At 43.0% G+C, this 20,878-nt stretch carries 19 protein-coding genes, 1 pseudogene and 1 other annotated feature; of the genes and pseudogenes, 3 read left to right on the forward strand and 17 right to left on the reverse strand.

Annotated elements, in window-relative coordinates; all coding sequences use genetic code 11:
* Positions 1-40 precede the first annotated feature (40 nt).
* Positions 41-1,036 carry a phosphoserine phosphatase gene (gene serB, locus FKN05_RS06830; RefSeq protein ID WP_170887151.1) on the reverse strand — a complete coding sequence of 332 codons (996 nt, stop codon included), beginning with the start codon at positions 1,034-1,036 and terminating at the stop codon, positions 41-43.
* A 101-nt stretch (positions 1,037-1,137) separates the two neighbouring features.
* Here serB and FKN05_RS06835 point away from each other — a divergent pair, with 101 nt between their 5' ends.
* Positions 1,138-1,749 carry a YtjB family periplasmic protein gene (locus tag FKN05_RS06835; RefSeq protein WP_099611857.1) on the forward strand — a complete coding sequence of 204 codons (612 nt, stop codon included), beginning with the start codon at positions 1,138-1,140 and terminating at the stop codon, positions 1,747-1,749.
* 56 nt (positions 1,750-1,805) lie between these two features.
* On the opposite strand, the gene deoD is transcribed toward FKN05_RS06835, so the two are convergent.
* From deoD to FKN05_RS06880, 9 genes and pseudogenes are all read right to left on the reverse strand, one after another.
* Positions 1,806-2,531, reverse strand: a complete 726-nt coding sequence (gene deoD, locus FKN05_RS06840; RefSeq protein WP_170887152.1) for a purine-nucleoside phosphorylase — start codon at positions 2,529-2,531, stop codon at positions 1,806-1,808.
* Between the two features lie 153 nt (positions 2,532-2,684).
* Positions 2,685-3,905 carry a phosphopentomutase gene (locus tag FKN05_RS06845; protein ID WP_170887153.1) on the reverse strand — a complete coding sequence of 407 codons (1,221 nt, stop codon included), beginning with the start codon at positions 3,903-3,905 and terminating at the stop codon, positions 2,685-2,687.
* Positions 3,906-3,923: 18 nt separating this feature from the next.
* Entirely contained in the window at positions 3,924-5,267 is a 1,344-nt protein-coding gene (deoA, locus tag FKN05_RS06850) for a thymidine phosphorylase (protein WP_161427063.1), read from the reverse strand.
* 94 nt (positions 5,268-5,361) lie between these two features.
* The gene (gene deoC, locus FKN05_RS06855) at positions 5,362-6,141 is read right to left on the reverse strand and encodes a deoxyribose-phosphate aldolase (protein ID WP_099611855.1); all 780 of its coding nucleotides are present in this window, start codon (positions 6,139-6,141) and stop codon (positions 5,362-5,364) included.
* Positions 6,142-6,577: 436 nt separating this feature from the next.
* Positions 6,578-7,834 carry a NupC/NupG family nucleoside CNT transporter gene (locus tag FKN05_RS06860; RefSeq protein ID WP_099611854.1) on the reverse strand — a complete coding sequence of 419 codons (1,257 nt, stop codon included), beginning with the start codon at positions 7,832-7,834 and terminating at the stop codon, positions 6,578-6,580.
* 196 nt (positions 7,835-8,030) lie between these two features.
* Positions 8,031-8,846: a TatD family hydrolase gene (locus FKN05_RS06865; RefSeq protein WP_237665731.1), complete on the reverse strand. Its 816-nt coding sequence runs from the start codon at positions 8,844-8,846 to the stop codon at positions 8,031-8,033.
* 55 nt (positions 8,847-8,901) lie between these two features.
* Positions 8,902-9,024: pseudogene (locus FKN05_RS16905) on the reverse strand (DUF5363 family protein); the annotation flags it as partial.
* A gap of 10 nt (positions 9,025-9,034) precedes the next feature.
* Entirely contained in the window at positions 9,035-9,808 is a 774-nt protein-coding gene (gene yaaA, locus FKN05_RS06875; protein WP_099611851.1) for a peroxide stress protein YaaA, read from the reverse strand.
* Between the two features lie 99 nt (positions 9,809-9,907).
* A complete protein-coding gene (locus FKN05_RS06880; protein WP_099611850.1) occupies positions 9,908-11,338 on the reverse strand; it encodes an alanine/glycine:cation symporter family protein in 1,431 nt (476 codons plus the stop codon).
* A 689-nt stretch (positions 11,339-12,027) separates the two neighbouring features.
* On the opposite strand from FKN05_RS06880, the gene FKN05_RS06885 reads away from it, so the two are divergent.
* Positions 12,028-12,207 (forward strand): DUF3545 family protein, encoded by a 180-nt coding sequence (locus FKN05_RS06885; protein ID WP_099611849.1) that lies wholly within the window; start codon positions 12,028-12,030, stop codon positions 12,205-12,207.
* Positions 12,208-12,444: 237 nt separating this feature from the next.
* Here the strand turns inward: FKN05_RS06885 and FKN05_RS06890 are convergent, their stop codons facing one another.
* From FKN05_RS06890 to nfo, 3 genes are all read right to left on the reverse strand, one after another.
* Complete coding sequence (locus tag FKN05_RS06890) at positions 12,445-12,996, reverse strand: hemerythrin domain-containing protein (protein WP_099611848.1); 552 nt, start codon at positions 12,994-12,996, stop codon at positions 12,445-12,447.
* A gap of 102 nt (positions 12,997-13,098) precedes the next feature.
* Positions 13,099-13,788, reverse strand: a complete 690-nt coding sequence (ung, locus tag FKN05_RS06895) for a uracil-DNA glycosylase (RefSeq protein ID WP_161427123.1) — start codon at positions 13,786-13,788, stop codon at positions 13,099-13,101.
* A 297-nt stretch (positions 13,789-14,085) separates the two neighbouring features.
* A complete protein-coding gene (gene nfo, locus FKN05_RS06900) occupies positions 14,086-14,973 on the reverse strand; it encodes a deoxyribonuclease IV (RefSeq protein WP_099611846.1) in 888 nt (295 codons plus the stop codon).
* Positions 14,974-15,296: 323 nt separating this feature from the next.
* Here nfo and grcA point away from each other — a divergent pair, with 323 nt between their 5' ends.
* A complete protein-coding gene (gene grcA, locus FKN05_RS06905) occupies positions 15,297-15,674 on the forward strand; it encodes an autonomous glycyl radical cofactor GrcA (protein ID WP_099611845.1) in 378 nt (125 codons plus the stop codon).
* Between the two features lie 109 nt (positions 15,675-15,783).
* Here the strand turns inward: grcA and thrC are convergent, their stop codons facing one another.
* The 4 genes from thrC to thrL form a co-directional block, all read right to left on the reverse strand.
* Positions 15,784-17,064, reverse strand: a complete 1,281-nt coding sequence (thrC, locus tag FKN05_RS06910) for a threonine synthase (protein ID WP_099611844.1) — start codon at positions 17,062-17,064, stop codon at positions 15,784-15,786.
* Positions 17,061-18,017, reverse strand: a complete 957-nt coding sequence (gene thrB / locus FKN05_RS06915) for a homoserine kinase (RefSeq protein WP_099612030.1) — start codon at positions 18,015-18,017, stop codon at positions 17,061-17,063. The genes thrC and thrB overlap by 4 nt, the downstream gene beginning before the upstream one ends.
* 18 nt (positions 18,018-18,035) lie before the next feature.
* Positions 18,036-20,495: a bifunctional aspartate kinase/homoserine dehydrogenase I gene (gene thrA / locus FKN05_RS06920; protein WP_170887154.1), complete on the reverse strand. Its 2,460-nt coding sequence runs from the start codon at positions 20,493-20,495 to the stop codon at positions 18,036-18,038.
* A gap of 30 nt (positions 20,496-20,525) precedes the next feature.
* Positions 20,526-20,641 (reverse strand) — a sequence feature (Thr leader region).
* The gene (thrL, locus tag FKN05_RS06925) at positions 20,579-20,791 is read right to left on the reverse strand and encodes a thr operon leader peptide (protein WP_157928699.1); all 213 of its coding nucleotides are present in this window, start codon (positions 20,789-20,791) and stop codon (positions 20,579-20,581) included. (Overlaps the previous feature by 63 nt.)
* Between the last annotated feature and the right edge of the window lie 87 nt (positions 20,792-20,878).

Raw genomic sequence — 20,878 nt, forward strand, 5'->3', positions numbered from 1 at the left:
TTTATCATAACGAGCTTCTCTCTGTGCTCGTTATGATTTTTTAATCAGTATCGATGGATGGCTGCGCTTTCCAACTGACTTTTTGCTGTTTTACTAAGCCCGCAGACAAAATACACAGCACTCCTCCCAAATTACTATGGCGTATCGCTGTTTGAGCTTGTGCCTCCACTTTCGGTTTGGCATGGTAGGCAATTCCAAGCCCAGCCGTTTTCATCATCAACAAATCATTCGCACCATCACCAACAGCAACCGTGTTATGCTGCTCAAGAGCAAATGTCTCGGTAAGCTCAAGTAAAATATCGGCTTTGGTTTGAGCGCCAACCACCTGACCAATGACTTGACCTGTCAGTTTTCCATCGACGATTTCCAACTGATTTGATTGTGCATAATCAAAGCCAAGTTGCTGCTGGAGGTGATCGGAAAAATAGGTAAAACCACCGGAAGCAATTGCCGTTTTCCAGCCTAATTGTTGTAGTGTGTGAATCAATTCGGGCAGTTCTGGCATTAAAGGGAGATGATCACGCACGGAGGCTAAAATAGCCGCGTCAGCCCCACGTAACTTGCCAACCCGTTGCCGTAAACTTTGTTCAAAATCCAGCTCTCCCTGCATTGCTCGTTCCGTCACTTGCGCCACTTCATCACCGACGCCGGCCAGTTTAGCAATTTCATCAATGCACTCTATTTGAATCGCGGTTGAATCCATATCAAAAACGATCAAGCCGGGTTTAGAAAGATCGGGCACTTCATCAATGCGCGCATAATCGAGCTTTAAATTTTGCAAGATGGTTTGATGCTCAATCGAAAGTTCTCCCGCCATGAGTGCAACCTCATAAGGCCCCACTTTCCATGTTTCAACAATGGCAGTGTATTGCCCTGTGAAAAAATCGATATCTTCAAATTGCTGTGGCGTTAACTGTTCAGCAAAGACGATCCAATTGGCCTTTTTTTTATCCAATTGTGTTGCAAAGCGTGTTTCAGGAAGACGATTCAGCAAGGAGGTATGTTTTCTAATGCGTAACGTTTTTACAGCGTCCATGTCCACTTTCCTTTGTTATGATTGCAAGACGTTACCCTATTGCAATTTGAAAACGCAAGTCTCAATATGGGTTAAGTGTGATTTTTTCAGGTTAACTGTCTATGGATGGCTCACTTTTTTCATTTCGTGTCGTATTACGCGGTTTCGTCATGCTGTTATTGATCGTGATGTTTTTGGTCACCATTCAAAATAGCGTGGTCATTAGTAAAGGCAATGAACGTATTCAGGCTAAACAACTGGAGACATTAACCAAGGTATTGATCAACCAAGCCTCTCTTTCTGCAAGTGCGATGTTGGCCGAACAAGATCAAGAGCGTTTGTTAGCCCTCACCAACCAACTCGCGCAGGAACGTTTAGTTTTTGATGCAACCATTTATGATGCGGAAGGTGTGAAACTGGCAGCCAGTGATGCCGCACTCAGTGCTCGCGAAGTATTAGGGTTAGATACGCCTTTACAAACAGCAAGTATTGGCCGACAACAATTGGTAGAGCCAGTCCTGCATGATGGGAATATCATTGGTTTTGTTCGCCTTACCTTTGAAACAGGTAAAGTGACTGCTATTTCCGATCATCATTATCGTAAAAGTGATCGTTATATGTATTTGATGTTACTGATGAGTTTTATTAGTGGTGTATTGATCACCTTACTATTACGTCACCAATTAAAGTCAAAATCAGTGAGTGAAAACTGGTTACTGAAACAGACCCACTAAAAAGCCCCAGCGCTTCGCTGAGGCTTAACTTTTCCATCTCAAACTTAATCGCTTAATTAAAAGTTCACTTGGTCACCAATAAGAATCGAATCTAATGCGATTTCAATCATTTCATTAAAGGTGGTTTGACGCTCTTCAGAGGTAGTTTGTTCACCGGTTTTAATGTGATCAGACACGGTACAAATCGCGAGTGCTTTAGCGCCATATTCCGCTGCAACGCCATAGATCCCAGCCGCTTCCATCTCAACTCCGACAATACCATATTTATCCATCACCTCAAACATGTCAGGATCTGGGGTATAAAACAGTTCAGCAGAGAATAAATTACCGACCTTCACATCAATACCGCGAGCTTTCGCCGCTTCTTCGGCCGCTTTGACCATTTTGTAATCTGCAATAGCAGCAAAGTCATGATCTTTGAAACGAATACGATTCACTTTCGAATCCGTACACGCGCCCATACCGATAACGACATCACGCACTTTAATTCCTTCGTTAACGGCACCACAGCTGCCGACACGAATAATTTTTTTGACCCCAAAGTCTTTAATCAGCTCAGTCACATAAATAGAGCAAGAAGGGATCCCCATGCCGTGGCCCATCACTGAGACTTTGCGACCTTTGTAGGTTCCGGTATAACCAAACATATTACGGACGTCACATACTTGTACGACCTCTTCAAGAAAAGTTTCTGCAATGAACTTGGCCCGTAGTGGATCCCCTGGCATAAGTACAACGTCTGCAAAATCACCCAACTGAGCATTAATATGTGGAGTTGCCATATTTTTATTTTCCTATGTTGCGTTTTTCTAACCCACCCTAGGGTCTGTTGACCTTAGCATAAATTAGGCAAAATCTCGCTAGTAACGTTTTTTGCTCAACTCAACCAACCGATTGAGCTGAGCCTTCGTTCACTTTTTATCTGTTATTAATAATTATAAAAAGTTTTTTCCGTAATCCATCGCAGATAGGCCAAAATAATGCGCAATGCTTTGTCCGATATCAGCAAAGGTTTCTCGCAAACCTAATGTCCCTGGAGCCACTTTTTGGCCAAAGACCAGTACCGGAATGTGCTCTCGCGTATGATCTGTTCCCATCCAAGTAGGATCACAACCATGATCCGCAGTGAGTATTAGCAGATCATCAGCTTGCATCTGGGCAAGAATTTCAGGTAAACGTCGATCAAAGTATTCCAGTGCCGCCGCATAACCGGCCACATCACGACGATGCCCATAAGCTGAATCAAAATCAACAAAATTGGTAAAGACGATGGTGTTATCACCCGCTTGCTGAATTTGCTCCACCGTGGCATCAAACAGTGCAGGAATGCCTGTCGCTTTCACTTTCTTAGTAATTCCACAGTTAGCGTAAATATCAGCAATTTTACCAATCGAAACCACTTGTCCTTGTTTTTCTTCAACTAATTTCTGTAATACGGTTGCTGAAGGTGGCTCGACGGAAAGATCGCGGCGGTTACCAGTCCGTTCAAATTGTCCTTTACCTGCACCAACAAACGGACGAGCGATCACCCGACCAATGTTGTAATCGGCTAACTCTTCACGAGCAATTTGGCACAATTCAAGCAGACGATCTAAACCAAATGTCTCTTCATGACAAGCAATTTGAAATACTGAATCGGCTGAGGTATAGAAAATTGGCTTACCCGTCGCCATATGCTCTTCCCCAAGATCATCAAGCACTTGCGTCCCTGATGCGTGGCAATTACCAAGAAATCCCGCCAAACCAGCACGCTTTAAAATGCGATCGGTTAGCTCGGTAGGGAAGCTGTTTTCTTTATCACTAAAATAGCCCCATTCGAACAACACGGGTACACCCGCAATTTCCCAATGCCCTGATGGGGTATCTTTACCAGAAGAGAGTTCAGCGGCGTGTCCATAAGCACCGATAATGTCCGCGCGTTGATCCAACCCTGGGGCAAATTGTCCTGTAGCTTCTTTGTGTGCCATCGCTAACCCTAACTTGGAGAGATTAGGTAAACATAAAGGCCCTTGGCGATCGGCATTATCGGCTTTGCCTTGTTGGCACTGCTCGGCAATATGACCTAAAGTATCAGCGCCAACATCACCAAATTTTTCAGCATCAGGTGCCGCACCAATACCAAAGGAGTCTAAAACTAATATAAATGTTCTTTTCATTATTTTTCCTCACCGGAGTTACACATCTTCAGGTCGAATTTGACGATAGATTTCCGGAGTTTCTTGATAATTGCCGCCAATCTTAACGGCTTGTTGAAGTACTTTCGCAGCAGAATGCCATTGTGCTTCACTGCGGGCATGAATCACCGCCAGTGGTGTGGTGTGGTCTGCTCTTTCACCTAAACGGATAAATTGATCAAAACCTACGGCATAATCGATGGCATCAGTTGCCACTCGTCGTCCACCGCCCATACTGACGACCGCCATACCAATCGCGCGGGTATCCATAGCAGAGACGACACCGCTTTGCTCAGCATAAACCGGTTTGATCACCTGCGCTTTGTCTAAATAACGTTGATAATTTTCAATCAAGTCATGAGGGCCACCCAGTCCTGCCACCATTTTTCCAAACCTTTCTGCCGCTTGTCCGTTATCGAGCACGGCTTGTAACTTGGTACGTGCGTCTTGAGGATCGTTGGCTAATTTAGCCAACAGTAACATCTCAATACACGAGGCCATGGTTACCTCAAATAAGCGAGGGTTACGATATTCACCAGTTAAAAAGCGTATGGCTTCACGCACCTCTAACGCATTACCTGCCGATGAAGCCAATACTTGGTTCATATCGGTTAAAATAGCCGTAGTCTTGGTACCTGCACCATTCGCCACTGCCACGATCGATTTAGCCAATTCTTCAGAGGCTTGATAGGTTGGCATAAACGCGCCAGAACCGACTTTGACGTCCATCACTAAGGCATCGAGACCGGCTGCGAGTTTTTTCGATAAAATCGATGCTGTAATTAATGAGATATTATCCACCGTGGCGGTGATATCACGCGTCGCATAGACCCGCTTATCCGCAGGGGCTAGATTGCCCGTTTGGCCAATGATCGCCACGCCGGCCTGTTTAGTCACTTCACCAAACCGCTCATTGGTTGGCATAATGTTGTAACCGGGAATCGCCTCTAATTTATCGAGCGTACCCCCGGTATGACCTAAACCTCGCCCTGAAATCATTGGCACATAACCACCACAAGCGGCCACCATAGGGCCGAGCATTAATGAGGTCACATCCCCAACCCCACCGGTCGAGTGTTTATCAACGATTGGGCCATCAAAGTTCATGTGCGTCCAATCGATAACCATCCCCGAATCACGCATAGCACAAGTCAGTGCAATACGCTCAGGCATGGTCATTTCTTGAAAATAAATGGCCATCGCAAAGGCAGCAATTTGCCCTTCTGAAACGCTATTATCAGCCACACCTTGGATGAAAAAGTAGATTTCTTCACGGGTTAAAACTTCGCCGTCACGCTTGCGACGGATGATCTCTTGCGGTAAAAATGCATGAGATATAGACATAAGCGCCTCCCAAGCTCTCGATAAGAGCCATGGTCTAAATCGTGTATAGAAGATTTAGGTGGCGAGATTCGCCACCGATAGATAAACCAGAAACTTAGTAAGCGGTAGGATCAGCCTGTTGCTCTGAAACGCCTAATGTATTGAGGAGATTGGTCAATAAACTAGAAGCACCAAAGCGATAATGGCGGCTATCAACCCAATGATCCCCTAAGATTTCATCTGCCATGGCTAAGTAGAGAGCAGCATCTTCAGCGCTACGAACACCACCTGCAGGTTTAAAACCGACCTGCTTCGCCACGCCCATATCACGAATAACTTCTAACATCATTCGAGCATACTCAGGGGTCGCATTGACAGGCACTTTACCGGTTGAAGTTTTGATAAAATCAGCCCCAGCCTCAATTGCAATTTGCGAGGCTTGTTTAATCAATGCTTCTTCTTTTAGTTCACCGGTTTCAATAATGACTTTTAGCAGAACATGATTGCCACAAGCGTTTTTACACGCTTTGACCAAATCAAAACCCACCTGCTGATTGCCCGCCATCAAAGCGCGGTAAGGAAACACAACATCAACCTCATCGGCACCATAAGCTATTGCAGCCTTAGTTTCAGCAACTGCGATATCAATATCATCATTACCGTGGGGAAAGTTCGTTACCGTCGCAATTCGAATTTCTGGGGTTCCCTGCTCGCGAAGAGTCTTCTTAGCAATAGGAATAAAGCGAGGGTAAATACAAATAGCTGCCGTATTACCCACGGGACTTTTAGCATCATGACAAAGTTGGATAACTTTAGCATCAGTGTCATCGTCATTTAATGTTGTTAAGTCCATTAATTTGAGTGCACGTCGTGCTGCAGCTTTTAAATCGCTCATTTCTATCTCCGATCAATATATTCAATTAGTTCACTACTTAATGTGACGTTCACTCAACTAAGTAGCCACAAAATGAACGGACTTGGTTCCCTGAAGACTCGGTGCATCGCACCAATTGCTGTCCTTGTCACCGCACAGTACCAATAGGTATGGCACAACAATCTATGATTGCGGTGTCTATCTCGGGTAAATCGTTTTACCCATGCTTGAATTTTACCGCTTGTCTCATCAAACATCGACATGACTGTCACTTCACTGACTACATGCTATAGCGGTTGCTCATAAAACGATAGCAAGATAGAAAGCGCAAACGGTTTGTATCTCAAAATAACCTAAGCCTAAACTCTTTGATGGACTAAAAACACAAATTCCCCCGTAACAACTGCTTGCTACGGAGGAATAAGAGCTGGCGTCTATAAATTCAATTCCTAACCGGTTAGAAAGAAAGGAATAAGCCTGCGATGGTCGCTGCCATCAAGTTAGAGAGTGTACCCGCAACCACCGCCTTGATACCCATGCGAGCAATATCGCCACGGCGTGAAGGTGCTAAGCTACCTAAGCCACCCAATAGAATTGCGATAGAAGATAAGTTCGCAAAACCACACAATGCAAAGGAAATAATCGCTTTGGTTTTTTCACTCAATACCGCAGGCGCGGCATCGGTTAAATAAGGCGCAAACTGAGAATAAGCAACAAACTCATTGGCAACCGTTTTTAGACCAATAAACTCACCAGCAACGGTGGCTTCTTCCCATGGCACCCCAAGCATGAACGCTAAAGGAGAGAATAGCTGACCTAAAATCATTTCTAAGGTCAGGTCAGGCTTATCAAACCAACCACCGATACCACCAAGCATACCATTAATCAGAGCTATCAAACCGATAAAGGCAATCAACATCGCCCCCACATTAAGCGCTAATTGTAGGCCGGCAGAAGCACCACCTGCTGCTGCATCAATCACGTTAGCTGGCTTTTCATCTTCAGCCGCTTCAATGCCATGAATTTGGTCAACCGGCTTGTCGGTTTCAGGCATGATAATTTTTGCAAACAGTAACCCGCCGGGGGCAGCCATAAACGATGCAGCAACCAAGTATTCAATTTTAACACCCATTGAGGCATAACCGGCCAACACACCACCCGCAATCGAGGCTAAACCACCACACATCACAGCAAATAGCTCTGATTGAGTCATTTTCGGCACAAATGGGCGAACCACTAACGGAGCTTCAGTTTGCCCTACGAAAATGTTTGCCGCAGCAGACATCGATTCTGCACGAGAAGTTCCCAGCGCTTTTTGTAACCCGCCGCCTAGAATTCTAATGACCCACTGCATAACACCAAGATAATAAAGCACAGAGATCAAAGCAGAGAAGAAAATAAGTGTTGGAAGAACGCGGAATGCAAAGATGAATCCGCCCCCACCAAACAGCTCAAACATCTTCCCTGAAACTAATCCTCCGAACAAGAAGGATGTACCATCGTTACCATAGTTGATAACGCTCGATACTGCGTCAGAGAAGCCACGTAATAGTTCTTGTCCCCAAGGAACATAAAGAATAAATGCCCCTAAGGAAAATTGGATAGCAAAAGCGCCACCCACGGTTCTGAGATTGATAGCTTTACGGTTTGATGATAATAATACTGCGATAGCAAGTAAAAATATCATACCGATTAGGCTCATAAACAGGCTCATGGTTTATGACTTCCTTATAAGTTAAATATTGGCGTGTTACAAAAATGAAGCTCAAAAGCAGAGCAATTATACGCACCGCAATCAAGATAAAGTACCGCACCGTTCACACTTTATTATAAGATTCACTATACATTCACATATTTATGTGATTAAAGTCACCATTAATAACCCTATTGGCCAAGCGTGGAAAAATAAACTAGCTTGGTAGCTTGAATACTTGATGGCTATTTTGCCAAAGCTGATCGACTAATTGATAAGGTTCTTGTTGCTTGAGTAAAGCGAGTTCATTGAGGATTAATGGTAACTGGCTCGGAGTATTCGTGCGCCCTTGAAATCCAAATAATGGCATATCTGGAGAGTCGGTTTCTAGCACGAGATGTTCAAGCGGGATCGCCGCCACTGTTCGGCGAGTTTTTTTCGCTCTTGGATAAGTGATAACACCACCAATACCAAGTTTAAACCCTAATGCAATAAACTGTTTTGCTTCTTGTTCACTGCCGCTGAAAGCATGGATAACTCCACCTTGGGTAAAACGCGACTGTTTGAGGAGCTGTAATAAACGCTGATGGGTTTTCCGACTATGCAATATCACGGGTAACTGAGCGTTTTGTGCCATCGCTAGCTGCCTTGTTAAGATCATTTCTTGGTGCTGGGCTGTATCACTGATCATTGCATCTAAGCCGCACTCTCCGACAGCCACACAGGCATCACTCGCCTGCGCAAGATACAGCTCTAACCGATCAAAGCAATGACAAACGGGGAGAGAAGGCAAAAAGTGGGGGTGAATCCCTAACGCATAATAGAATATATCACCATGATATTTAGCGAGTCGTGCAACTGTGGCCCAATTCTGAGGGCCGACACTGGGAAGCAAAAACCGTATCACACCTTGCAGTTTAGCTCGCTCAAGTTCACACGCTAATCTCTGCTCAAAGATAGGCAGATCAAGGTGGCAGTGCGTATCAAACAGCCGATATTCCGACTCATTTAGCTTGGGATGATGTGACATCATCACTATGCTTCTCTGTTAAATCATTATACTTCTCTGTCAAATCACTATGCTTCTCTGTCGAATCATCGTATTTCTCTTGTCGATAAGGCACACAACTGCGTTTTTGCTCTGGAGTTAACCCCCATTGTTTACACCATGCATCGTAACGAGCGATAACATCTGATATCCACGGCCACATAAAATCTCCCTCACTGCTCGTCACGTTTGAATACAAGCTCAGTTGGGGTTGATTCTTGCTCATCAAAATAGTAACCAGCCACATTAAACTGAGTCAGTGCTTGTACCGAAGAAATTTGTTCATCAATAATATAACGCGCCATCATACCGCGTGCTTTTTTGGCATAAAAGCTGATCACTTTATATTGACCATTTTTATGATCTTTAAAGATAGGGGTAATAACCTGCGCATCCAATTGATTCACTTTAACCGCTTTAAAATATTCATTAGAGGCAAGATTGACTAAGACATGATCATCTTGAGCTTGAATAGCTTCATTGAGTTTATCCGTGATAATCTCTCCCCAGAATTGGTACAAATTACTACCGCGCGGGTTATCAAGTTTTGTCCCCATTTCTAATCGGTAAGGTTGCATCAGATCGAGCGGTTTTAGTACTCCATATAATCCAGAAAGTATTCGCAAATGCTGTTGAGCGAATGCTAAACCTTCATCGCTCAATGAATCAGCGGCTAAGCCTGTATAGACATCACCTTTGAAGGCAAAAATTGCTTGGCGTGCATTCTCAAAGCTAAAGTGTTCACTCCACTGGGCAAAACGAGCAACATTTAACCCAGCAATTTTATCGCTGACTTTCATTAACCGAGCGATATCCTCAGGCGTTAGCTGTCGACAAACATCGATTAAGGCTTGTGAATATTCAATCAATTCGGGTTGCGTGTAACTTTGGCTAGGCAGCGGGGACTCATAATCGAGCGTCTTTGCCGGTGAAACCACTATCAACATCGCTATATCCTATATTTGAGTTATTGAGCAACTTACTAGCCTACAAAAAAAGCCATGCATTGTCTGCATGGCTTTGACTATCTTTTTCATAGCGCATATCTATTGCGATTTATGATTATCCCAAATTCCATCTTCTAACTGAGATTTCAGCTCAGGGTAATCATTGGCATCAAACGTGGGAAGTTTTCCAGCTTTAAGCTGACGGTTATAATCTTTTGCCAATTTAACAACAATTCCTGATAACAATAAAATTGCCACTAAGTTAACAATCGCCATCAGTCCCATAGAGACATCCGCCATGGACCAGACAACCGGCAATGTGGCTAACGAACCAAACATCACCATACCCAAAACGATGATCCGGAACACCACTAATCCTTTCTTATTATTGTGCTCTAAGAAAATTAGATTCGTCTCAGCATAAGAGTAGTTTGCAATAATAGAAGTAAAAGCAAAAAAGAAGATAGCGAAAGCAATGAAGATACTTCCCCAATCACCAACTTGGGAACTTAATGCACGCTGCGTCAATTCAATCCCTGTCAGTTCGCCATGAGGAACGTATTCACCAGACATTAAAATAATCGCCACAGTTGCTGAACAGATAACGATCGTGTCAACAAATACACCAAGCATTTGAACATAACCTTGAGAGGCTGGATGTGGTGGATAAGGTGTAGCTGATGCAGCAGCATTCGGCGCTGACCCCATACCCGCTTCGTTTGAGAATAAACCACGTTTAACTCCGTTAATCATCGCTTGAGCAATGGCATAACCGACCCCACCCGCGGCAGCTTGTTCTAATCCAAATGCACTTCTAAAGACTAAACTAATAACATCAGGCAACTTATCGATATTAATAATCATGACCGCCAAGGCAATCACAATATAGGCTAACGCCATAAAAGGAACAATCAGCTCCGCTGTGCGGGCAATTTTACGAATCCCACCAAAAATGACAAATGCAGACAGCAGAACAATAGCAATACCGACATACAAAGGTTGAAAACCAAAAGCCGTATGCATAGCACTAGAAATTGAATTGGCTTGTACTGCGTTAAATACCAGACCGAAGGCAATAATCAGAAAGATAGAAAACAGAACGCCCATCCAACGCATTCCGAGTCCCTTTTCCATATAATAAGCTGGGCCACCACGGTAGTTGCCATCCTTATCGCGTGTTTTGTAGAGCTGGGCTAAGGTACTCTCAGCAAATGACGTCGCCATTCCGACCATTGCGGTCATCCACATCCAGAAAATGGCACCTGGCCCACCTAATGTTAAGGCTACCGCAACACCGGCCATGTTCCCGGTTCCAACACGAGCCGCTAGGCTGGTACATAATGCCTGAAAAGAAGAGATGCCAGATTTGTCTGATTTACGACTATTTCTTAGCACGCTAAACATATGGCCAAAATGGCGAAATTGGATAAAGCCCAACCGAAAGGTGAAGTAAATCCCGACTCCTACCAAAAGATAAACTAAAATAGACCCCCAAAGCAGGTCATTCATTAAGTTAATTACGTCTGTCACAAGAACCTCTCATAGAGTGATGCGCTGATGTTAGTCACAGCGAACACCGTAAATAGACATATTTGAATCCCGAAAAGTTATTAGTGTTATGGGATACATTTACAGTGGTGTACACGCTGATCCAATGAGTTGATTAATACAGCGATTTTTTTGACTGCCGGATAATGCAGCCTGAACCGGCAAAAATCAATATGCAATAAATAGCATTTTGTTGTTATTTTTTACTATAAAGTCACCATTCATTAACACACAAACGACCATTTAAATTGCAAATAAAAAACAAAAAATACACAAATAAACCACAAGAAAGATTAAAAAAAAACCAAACCTACCTCATTGCATAAGCAAAATCTCATATACTGAGAAGTCAGCTAACACAATGCGATCAACGGTAAATTGTCAGAAAAAAGTCATAACTAAGGTTTAAACGTTCAAAAAAACAGCAAACCTTTATTAGCACAACCTAAGATAACAGTCTATTAACATAAAAAAAGGCACAATAAAAACGTTTGCTCGAACTTTATGGTGATTTTTTATACGTATTCTTAGTTAAAAATGTGAAATAAAGCAGAAAAAAAACGTAACTATCATTAAAAGATCATAAATGAGAAATAAATCATGGTTAAATTTAAGCAAGTTATGCTATCTAGATAACTCTCACGGAATGATGAAAACAATGAGGCTTGCTTATGGATAACTTGCACTTTGATCAACTGTTGGACATGGAAATAACCAAGTCCAGAGCACAGAGGACTAAACCGGTAAAACGGATGTGGCGAGAAATAGAAGCGATCCGCGATAAAAAGCGCCTAGAGAAAGAATTAATGGATATGGATATCTGTTTAGAATTAGAAAACATCAAACTATAAAAACATCAAACTATAATTGACATAAAAGCACCGAATGAACGGTGCTTTTTTATTTTCAAACCTAAATAACGTGACATTACCAGTATCCCCTTCCTACTTGAAGCTGCAGGGATGTTAGCTACAACTCCAAGCTGTTTGGGTATAAACGGCACAAATCGCCACTACATGTCAGAGCCTCTGCCTTGTATAAAGAAGCCACAAACTGCTGCAAAAATCAGCTCGAAAGATAAACAGACCCTAGATACACTCAGCGCTGCTTTTCCTAACGCGACGAGCCAATTGAGAAAAGCGATCGGCTATTGTTTCTCCGAAAACAGGGTCATCTTCATTGGTCACCCATTGCGCTTCGACGTTTTGCCAATCTGAGGTAGTAAAAGTTTGGCTAATAATCGGAAGCACGGATCGTTCTTCTAATTGCAGGTGACCACGCTGAGTTTCAATAAAACCTTCCAATTGTTCAATGAACAGTGCTTGAGGGACGACAGCATCTTGTAAGATCATCTCAACTAAGTTAAGGAAGCTTTGTGTCTGTTGTGCTAACTGGATATGCTCTTTCTCTAAATTAGAGATAGTCGGTTCGGCTTGATAATGCTCGATATAATAGCGATAAATAATATCTTCTTTCGGATGATGAACGGCTTCCGAGTGACTCCCTAAGTAGTCAACGATCTCTTTTAGTAGGTTATAATTTACCGATTTCTCGGCTTTCAGTGACTCTAGCTTGTCACCTAATATAGCCAGCAGACGAACCATATACCCATGCTCACGCTGGATCCTTTCTATCATCATTGTGTTTCTCCCTACACCACTTTCCCCAATTCGCTTTAGGGAATATTCACCTCAGTGTATACAAGGATCCGAATATACGCTTTGATACTGGTCGAAAAAACATCAATCCATCACAGTGTCTATCTTAGGTTGCCAGTCGATTATTTTTTTTCCTTGCTGAGTAAGGATATGATTCGTCATAGAAAAATGTTTACAACCTAAGAAGCCGCGATGAGCAGATAAAGGCGAGGGATGAGGTGCTATCAATACATGATGCCGCTGCCGATCGATCATTTGGCCTTTTTTTTGCGCATGCGCGCCCCAAAGTAAAAAAACAATCCCCTCTCTTTGTTGATTCAATACATCAATGACACGATCGGTAAATGTCTCCCAACCACAATTTGCGTGGGAATGCGCTTTCCCTTGCTCAACGGTTAATACGGTATTGAGTAGTAACACCCCTTGTTCCGCCCAACTCTTTAAGTAACCGTGATCCGGTATCTGAAAACCCGGTATATCTTGGGCAAGTTCTTTATAGATATTAACTAAAGAAGGTGGTGTTCTCACTCCAGGAAGAACAGAAAAACACAGACCATGTGCTTGATTTGGCCCGTGGTAAGGATCTTGCCCAAGAATGACAACATTAACGTGATTAAACTCCGTTAAACGAAAAGCGTTAAAGACATCGTTTGCCGGTGGATAGATAATTTTCCCCGACTGCCTTTCTGCCTCAACAAATTGTAAGGTTTGCTGAAAATAACTTTGCTGCTTCTCGGCACCAATAACATCGTGCCAAACGAGTGGCTGAGTCATAAATACTCCTGATTATTTAAAACAGACAAGTATACCTTGGTTCGCCTCAAGCGTCAGGAGACTAATGATTGCTTTTGCACCTTACGCTATCGCCCTCACAACGTCACGTCCGATGGCTATTTATTCGGCTTGCTAGGCTGTGGCACACGATGGTGGCCTTGTCCCTGTACATGTCGATTGGGTATTGGCAGGTGAGCAACGGTTTGACTGGCTAAACAGATAGAGACATACATAACGGCATCCTTCTAACAACGCTTGAGCGAATCCTAATGAAAAAAGGATGCCAAGTTTGTGAAACTAATCTAAAAATCTATCACCACGATGAAATCTTTTTAATGTTTCTATCTCTTTAGGCCATAACTCAGGATCAATGGTTTCAAGAATCAATGGAATACCATTAAAACGAGGATCTTGTGCGATATATTCAAAACACGCCCAACCAATTTCACCTTGTCCTAATGAATGGTGTCGATCCACCCGGCTGCCTAACTTAGATTTTGAGTCATTAATGTGCATTGCCCTTAAATAGTGCATACCAACGACTTGCTCAAACTGCGCAAACGTCTCCTCACAAGCGGCCTGACTACGTAAATCATAGCCTGCAGCAAAGGTATGGCAGGTATCTAGACAAACACCCACGCGAGACTGATCGTCGATTTGCGCAATAATTTCAGCCAAATGCTCAAAGCGCCACCCCAAATTACTCCCTTGACCAGCGGTATTTTCAATCACAGCAATCACATTTGGCACCGCTTGATGAGCTAAATTGATCGATTCAGCAATCGTCGAAAGACACTGAGCCTCCGAGATTTGTTTAAGGTGACTCCCTGGATGAAAATTCAGTAGAGTTAACCCAAGCTGTTGACAACGCTCCATTTCCTCAATAAATGCTTGACGAGATTTGGCCAATTTATCTTGCTCAGGAGCACCTAAATTAATCAGGTAAGAATCGTGTGGCAAAATGTGCTGAGTCGAAAAACCTAATTGCTGACAATTTAATTTAAATGCACGGATCGTTTCAGCATCAAGAGGTTTTCCGCCCCATTGTCGTTGGTTCTTGGTAAAGAGCGCAAACGCATTCGCCCCGATCTGTTTGGCACGAATAGGCGCTTGATCAACCCCACCCGCGGCAGAAACATGCGCACCAAAAAACTTTTCTTGAGACCCATTTTTATCATTTGTCATTTTATCACTTTCTACTTTCACATGGTTTTTCTAACTAACTGATCTACCGATTGATGCTAAATAAAAAGCATTAATATGTAGTAAAATTACAACAAAGTTAGATTAAAAAACTATTGAATAATTCAAATATTTTATATGTTAGTTATTTTTAAAGGGTTTATTGATTAAAATCAAATTTATCACCTTAAAATAATAATGGTTTTTTGTTGTTTTTTGACCTAAATCAATACTAGAATTAAGGATATTAGATATATAATACCTAACTCAACAAGTTTTGAAAATTAACACCAATAACACCACATTCAGTGGGCAAGGAGACAGTAATGATCCAAGGTATCCAAATCACGAAAGCAGCTAATGATGACTTACTTAACTCAATTTGGCTAATCGACAGTGAAAAAAATGAAGCGCGTTGTGTCGCTGCACTCACTGGCTACGAAGCCGATCAAGTTGTTGCTATCAGCGAGTTTGGTGATTATGAAAGCCGTGAAGTCGCCATTGAAGCTGCGCCTCGTATTGAAGGCGGGCAACACCTCAACGTAAATGTGCTAAAACGTGAAACACTAGAAGATGCGGTTGCGCATCCAGAAAAATACCCACAACTTACCATTCGTGTTTCAGGGTATGCCGTACGTTTTAACTCGCTAACTCCAGAACAACAGCGCGACGTTATTGCACGTACTTTTACTGAATCACTCTAATTTTCAGAAAATTCCACACCAATTGTAAATTCGGTGCTGGATCAAATAGCTAAAAAAAGCGGTGCTGAGCAGCACCGCTTTTTATATCCACCACAATAATAACTTTAAATTATGGTAATTTTACCAATAAAGCTCTCAAAGCAGCAAAATCATTATCTAACTCAACAGAGAGAAGTTCCATGGCGGCGTGTTTTGCTAATGGGGCGGGGAGTTCAATATCGGTATCGAGGATCTCATCCACCACTTCTTTAAATTTAGCCGGATGCGCTGTACACAAAAATAGCCCCGTTTCTCCCGCTTTTAACTGTTCGTTTAATACGCGATAGGCTATCGCACCATGTGGTTCACACAGATAGCCCAGTTGATTCAGTTCTTTCACTGATTCTGCACTCTGCTTATCCAATACAGCGCCTTTACCTAAGGTTTCTAATCCCCAGCCTTTCAAACGACAAAGTTCTTCAATACGTGGCCAGTTATTGGGTTGGCTAACATCCATTGCATTTGAGGTCGTCGCAATGGTCGGTTTCGGCTCCCAACGCCCTGTCTCTAAATAACGAGGCACGGTATCATTTGCATTCGTGGCAGCAATAAAGCGTTTAATTGGTAACCCAAGTGCTTTAGCCAACAAACCTGCGGTTAAGTTACCGAAGTTACCACTCGGTACACTCACCACCAAGTTTTCGCGCTCTTGTTGGCTCATTTGCGCTGCCGCTTCAAAGTAGTAACAAATTTGCGCCATTAAACGACTGATATTGATCGAGTTGGCCGAGTTCAACCCGATTTGCTCACGCAGTTCTGCATCATCAAAAGCTTGTTTAACAAGTGCCTGGCAAGCATCAAAATCACCATTAACCGCAACCGTATGAATATTTTGACCTAAGGTACAAAATAGCTTTTCTTGCAGTGGGCTAATTTTCCCTTTTGGGTATAAAATCACCACATCAATATCAGGCATACCATAAAAAGCATGCGCAACCGCAGCTCCAGTATCGCCTGATGTTGCGGTTAAAATTGTGATTTTTCCACCGTCAGATACCGACGCCAATGACTGAGCCATAAAACGACCACCAAAATCTTTAAACGCGAGTGTCGGGCCATGAAAAAGTTCCAACGCGTAAACGCCATCTTTAACAGCTTTAATGGGGGCGGGGAATTGAAATGCATTGCTAACTAATTGCTTTACTTGCTCTGCCGTAAGTTCATCACCAATCAGAGCCGACAAAATTTTACTGCTACGAGAAATAAAATCCTCAGCGAGTAGAGCGTCAATGTCCTCAAATTTTGGTAATTCTGCTGGAAAGAATAAACCTTGATTTCGCCCTAATCCTTGGCGTACTGCTTGACCAAACGAGACCTGTTGATCATTTTCTTTTATATTGTACAGCTTCATAATTCACTTCCTGTCACTTTCGACCCCTGCTTGTCGAGACGACAAATGTGCACGAATCCATCTTCATTTTGTACGTAATTTTGTTCAAGCCAGCCAGCAACGCGCTCTGCCACTTCTTTTTCTTTGCAGACACTAAACAACGTAGGCCCACTTCCTGAAATCCCGGTCGCAAGAGCACCCGCAGACGCAGCATATTGGCGAGCTTGAGCAAAACCGGGCAATAGTTTCTCACGATAGGGTTCAGCGATCACGTCTTTGATCATTTTTGCTGCTAATTCAGGTTGTTGAGTATGGCAAGCATGGATAAACCCAGCTAAATATCGGCCATGCGCAATCATATCTTGCCGACGATATTGAGAAGGTAAAATCGCTCGAGCTTCGGCTGTTGAGACTTTTATCCCTGGATAAGCCATCACCCAATACCACTGATCAAATCCGGGGACTGGTTGGCTAATAATGCCTAATTCTTCCAACATTAACTGCAAGCCACCTAAATAACAGGGAGCCACATTGTCGTAGTGAATTCCCCCTGAGATCTTACCTTCCATTTCGCCCATTAAAGCCAGTAATTCGGTTTCATTTAATGGCTGTCCATGAAACCGATTTAATGCATCTAGGGCGGCCACGATAGAACAAGCACTAGAGCCGAGCCCTGAACCTATCGGCATATTTTTCTCTAGCGTCATCGTAAGCGGCTTGAGTACCACTTGCTTTTTATCTAGCTCACGTGCAAATACACACCAACAGTCGTATACAATATTCTCTTTAGGATCGGACGGTAATTTACTGACAAAACGCCCCGAGGTTTCCAGTGAAAAAGGGCAATTCCCTTTTTCCACTAACACTCGATCCCCGAGTAAGGTTCCATCAATCGGTGAGACCGCTGCCCCTAAAACATCAAATCCAACACTAACATTACCAATAGATGCTGGCGCATAAACGACCACACTCATATCACTTGAATTCATGCATTAAACCCCTAATTTCCAACCTAAAGTTCGCATTACGTCCGCAAAAACGCCTGCTGCAGTTACTTCAGTGCCCGCGCCATAGCCACGCAATACGAGTGGAATAGGCTGATAATAACGGCTATAAAAAGCCAATGCATTTTCCCCATCTTTGACTTTAAACATTGGATCATTTTCATCAACCATGGTGATACGAACTCGGCATTCACCGTCAGCGATTTCTCCCACGTAGCGTAAGACTTTACCTTGCTGCGCTGCTTGTTCAACCAAAGTAGAAAAATACTCATCCGCTTGAGGCAAGCGCGCCATAAACTCTTCAACAGTCCCTGATGCATCAAAGCCCGGTGGTAATGCCTGCTCAATTTTCACATCCGATAACTCAAGCTTCATACCCGCTTCACGAGCAAGAATAAGAAGCTTACGCGCCACATCCATTCCAGAAAGATCATCACGAGGATCGGGCTCAGTAAAGCCTTTTTCTTTAGCAAGCGCGGTCGCTTGACTTAAAGTTAACCCTTCATCTAATTGGCCAAAAATAAAAGACAATGACCCCGATAAAATACCATTAAACTTCTCTAATTCATCACCCGCGGCAATCAAGTTTTGCAAGTTTTCAATGACAGGTAACCCTGCTCCGACTGTGGTCTCATACATTAATTTGCGACGAGAGTGTCTGGCCACATCTCGTAATTGTTGATAATACGCCATGCTTGCGGTGTTGGCTTTTTTATTCGGCGTCACAACATGAAAACCTGCAGCGAGGAAATTAGCATACTGGCTAGCAATCTCTTCACTTGACGTACAATCAACCAAAACCGGATTAATGATGTGGTTACGTTGCACCAATGCCGTTAAACTCGCTAATGAGAACCCTTCCGTTGCCGCATTCATTCTATCGCGCCAATGCTCTAAAGGAAGGCCGTTACCATCAAGTAATAAACCTTGACTATTGGCTAAGCCACACACGCGAATCACAATACCTTTTTCAGCCAACTTCATTTGTTGACGATGAATTTGATCGACCAACTCACCGCCGACGCCACCTAAGCCAACAACAAACAGATCCAAGAAATGCTTTGAATTAAATAAATTCTCATGACAGGCTTTAATCGCAGGAGCCACTTTATCTTCAGGAATCACAGCCGAAATAGCACGTTCAGAAGAGCCTTGAGCAATCGCGACAATATTGACATGAGCTTCCGTTAATGAAGAGAAAAACTGCGAGGCGACACCACGTGAAGTACGCATACCATCTCCCACTAAAGTGATAATGGAGAGATCGTTCATAAATTCAACAGGCTCTAATAATCCATCTTTAAGTTCCAACTCAAAAGCTTCGCTTAACGCTTGCTTAGCGAGCGCTTTATCGTCAGCTTCAATACAAAAACTGATGCTATATTCAGACGAAGATTGTGTAATTAAGACGATGGAAACACCGGCTGACGACATGGCACCAAAGATACGGCTTGCCATCCCAACCATTCCTTTCATCCCCGGGCCTGAGACGTTAACCATCGTTAGGTTATTTAGCGTTGTGATCCCTTTGATTGCAAGCTTATCTTCGCCTGTATCTTGACCAATCAAGGTGCCTGCACCCTGGGGATTAAAACTGTTTTTAATTAGGCAAGGGATTTGGAATTGAGCGATCGGAGCGATAGTTTTGGGATGAAGAACTGAAGCACCAAAATAAGAAAGTTCCATCGCTTCTTGGTAGCTAAGAGATTTAAGTAGACGAGCATCGTTCACCAAACGTGGGTCACAGTTATAAACCCCATCAACGTCTGTCCAGATCTCACAGCAATCAGCTCGCAAACATGCCGCTAGTACAGCTGCAGAATAATCTGAACCATTGCGGCCTAAACAAACCAGCTCACCATTGCGATTACCCGCGGTAAAACCAGGCATAATATGGACATGCTTTTCCGGGAGCGGAGCTTGCTTGAAGTTTTGCGTGGAAACTTCAACATCTACCATCGCTTCAAGGTAATCGCCTTTAGCAAATAAATACTGTACCGGATCAATTAAATTCACCGATAATCCTTTGGCTTGTATCACGGCTTTCATTAATTGGATAGAAATACGTTCGCCTTTGCTAATAATACGCGCATTGACATGATCAGGGCACATGCCTAATAAACGAATACCGTGCACAAACTGACGTAATTGCGCCATTGAACGAGCCACTTGCTCGATGTAGTCAGTAGCATCAATGTTAACTAATTGAACTTGAATATCATTGAGCAATATTTTAAAAGACTCTTCTAATTCAATAAGTTGTCTTTCCGCATCTCCATCACGTAGCGCAGTATCGATCACAGCAATCAATTTATTGGTCGTTTTACCCGGCGCTGATAGCACGACGGAAACCTCTTCTTGCTGGGCATTATTCACAATAATGTCGGCAACTCTTAATACGCGGTCAGCATCCGCTAACGATGAACCACCAAACTTTAATACTCGCATCCCTTCCTCCAAATTGTTCAAAAATAGGTATAAAAAAAGGCCTGTATCGGTTGGGATACAGGCCTTTTTTTGAATGTTTACGCTCAGCAGCCTGCCCCAACATGCGTAATGTCGGTAATAATGGTGGTGGTCACTACTACTAAGCTGCGGTTATTCATAAAATAATTAAAAACTCGTTTATTGTCTGCTTCTACGTTTACCCCATTTAGGATGAAGGAGTCAACGAAAAAATACTTTTTTTTATTTTCATCCGATAAAAACAGAGGGATTTTTCTTGGTGATAAATCGTCAACCATCAAAATCCCCTTTTTCATCGCCAAAATGATAACTCTATGGCTATTTCACATTTTTTAGCGGTAACCTGTTTCATTTTGTGCTTAAAT

The organism is Vibrio sp. 1-1(7) (assembly GCF_013048485.1).
Taxonomy (GTDB): domain Bacteria; phylum Pseudomonadota; class Gammaproteobacteria; order Enterobacterales; family Vibrionaceae; genus Vibrio; species Vibrio fujianensis.

Excerpts from the sequence above, each read along its gene's own strand:
- serB (WP_170887151.1), bottom strand. The coding sequence starts at position 1,036 with ATGGACGCTGTAAAAACGTTACGCATTAGAAAACATACCTCCTTGCTG.
- FKN05_RS06835 (WP_099611857.1), top strand. The coding sequence starts at position 1,138 with ATGGATGGCTCACTTTTTTCATTTCGTGTCGTATTACGCGGTTTCGTC.
- deoD (WP_170887152.1), bottom strand. The coding sequence starts at position 2,531 with ATGGCAACTCCACATATTAATGCTCAGTTGGGTGATTTTGCAGACGTT.
- FKN05_RS06845 (WP_170887153.1), bottom strand. The coding sequence starts at position 3,905 with ATGAAAAGAACATTTATATTAGTTTTAGACTCCTTTGGTATTGGTGCG.
- deoA (WP_161427063.1), bottom strand. The coding sequence starts at position 5,267 with ATGTCTATATCTCATGCATTTTTACCGCAAGAGATCATCCGTCGCAAG.
- deoC (WP_099611855.1), bottom strand. The coding sequence starts at position 6,141 with ATGAGCGATTTAAAAGCTGCAGCACGACGTGCACTCAAATTAATGGAC.
- FKN05_RS06860 (WP_099611854.1), bottom strand. The coding sequence starts at position 7,834 with ATGAGCCTGTTTATGAGCCTAATCGGTATGATATTTTTACTTGCTATC.
- FKN05_RS06865 (WP_237665731.1), bottom strand. The coding sequence starts at position 8,846 with ATGATGTCACATCATCCCAAGCTAAATGAGTCGGAATATCGGCTGTTT.
- yaaA (WP_099611851.1), bottom strand. The coding sequence starts at position 9,808 with ATGTTGATAGTGGTTTCACCGGCAAAGACGCTCGATTATGAGTCCCCG.
- FKN05_RS06885 (WP_099611849.1), top strand. The coding sequence starts at position 12,028 with ATGGATAACTTGCACTTTGATCAACTGTTGGACATGGAAATAACCAAG.
- FKN05_RS06890 (WP_099611848.1), bottom strand. The coding sequence starts at position 12,996 with ATGATGATAGAAAGGATCCAGCGTGAGCATGGGTATATGGTTCGTCTG.
- ung (WP_161427123.1), bottom strand. The coding sequence starts at position 13,788 with ATGACTCAGCCACTCGTTTGGCACGATGTTATTGGTGCCGAGAAGCAG.
- nfo (WP_099611846.1), bottom strand. The coding sequence starts at position 14,973 with ATGACAAATGATAAAAATGGGTCTCAAGAAAAGTTTTTTGGTGCGCAT.
- grcA (WP_099611845.1), top strand. The coding sequence starts at position 15,297 with ATGATCCAAGGTATCCAAATCACGAAAGCAGCTAATGATGACTTACTT.
- thrC (WP_099611844.1), bottom strand. The coding sequence starts at position 17,064 with ATGAAGCTGTACAATATAAAAGAAAATGATCAACAGGTCTCGTTTGGT.
- thrB (WP_099612030.1), bottom strand. The coding sequence starts at position 18,017 with ATGAGTGTGGTCGTTTATGCGCCAGCATCTATTGGTAATGTTAGTGTT.
- thrA (WP_170887154.1), bottom strand. The coding sequence starts at position 20,495 with ATGCGAGTATTAAAGTTTGGTGGTTCATCGTTAGCGGATGCTGACCGC.
- thrL (WP_157928699.1), bottom strand. The coding sequence starts at position 20,791 with ATGGTTGACGATTTATCACCAAGAAAAATCCCTCTGTTTTTATCGGAT.